This is a genomic window from Kineococcus haloalkalitolerans, from assembly GCF_050871905.1.
In the GTDB taxonomy this organism is placed as follows: domain Bacteria; phylum Actinomycetota; class Actinomycetes; order Actinomycetales; family Kineococcaceae; genus Kineococcus.
In genome coordinates this window covers 1-1,155 of record NZ_JBJLSH010000102.1, presented here as the reverse complement: position 1 = coordinate 1,155, position 1,155 = coordinate 1, and the positions used below count along the sequence as shown (strand labels likewise).

General features: G+C 70.6%; 1 protein-coding gene. It reads right to left on the bottom strand.

Features of this window, described 5'->3' with window-relative positions:
• The coding region (locus tag ACRYMY_RS19645) for an alpha-N-arabinofuranosidase (RefSeq protein ID WP_432548897.1) at nucleotides 1-1,155 on the bottom strand (1,155 nt) is incomplete at both ends.

Below are 1,155 nucleotides of genomic sequence, written 5' to 3'. Positions count from 1 at the left end.
CAGGGGCAGGGAGTCGGCGTCGTGGTGGCCCTTGTTCATCGCGAACACGTGGTAGCTGGGCGTCAGGACCAGCGCGTCCCCGTCGGTCAGGATCATCGCCTGCAGCACGTTGAGGGTCTGGGCGATGTTGGCCATCACCAGCCGGTCGGCGTGGCGGTGGAAGCCGTCGAAGTGCACCGAGGCGACCAGCGCGTCGCGCAGGGTGTTCTGCTGGAACAGGAACCCGGGGTTGGTGCCCGGCTCCACGTCGAACCAGGTCCCCCACTCATCCAGCACCAGACCCACGTGCTTGTGGGGGTCGTAGGCGTCCATCACCGCCGCGTGCCCGGCGATCACGTCCTCCACGTGCCGGGCCTTGAGCATGGTCCGGTAGTACTCATCGGTGTCGAAGTCGGTCGCGCTGCCCTTGGCGTGCCAGGGCCCCACGACGGTGTAGTGGTGGAAGCTGATCGCCTGGTAGGTGTTCTTGCCGTGCCCGGTGACCTCGCCGGCGCCCAGGTAGCGGCCCAGGTTCTGCATCAGGACCTCGGTCCAGGCGTAGTCGGCGTCCGCGGCCCCGGCCGCGATCCGGTACAGGCTGTTGCCCCCGTGCTCACGCGCGTAGGTGCCGAACTGGCGGGCCAGCTCGGCGTAGGCGCCGGCGCCCATGTTGCCCCCGCAGCCCCACGGCTCGTTGCCCAGCCCCCAGAACGGCACCCGCCACGGCTGCTCGCGCCCGTTGGCCCGGCGCAGCGCCGCCATCGGGGAGTCATCGGCCCGGGTCAGGTACTCGATCCACTCCGCCGCCTCGCGCACCGTCCCGGAGCCGACGTTGGCCGACACGTACGCCTCGGTGTCCAGCAGCTCGCACAGGTGCATGAACTCGTGGGTGCCGAAGGCGTTGTCCTCGACCACGTCACCCCAGTGGGAGTTGACCATCCGCGGGCGCTCGGAGCGGGGTCCGATGCCGTCGCGCCAGTGGTAGGTGTCGGCGAAGCAGCCCCCCGGCCAGCGCAGGTTCGGGATGGCCAGCTCGCGCAGCGCGGCCACCACGTCCGAGCGGATCCCGCCCTCGTTGGGGATGGCCGAGTCCTCACCCACCCAGAAGCCGCCGTAGATGCAGCGGCCCAGGTGCTCGGCGAAGTGCCCGTACAGGTGCCGGCTGATCCTCGGGCC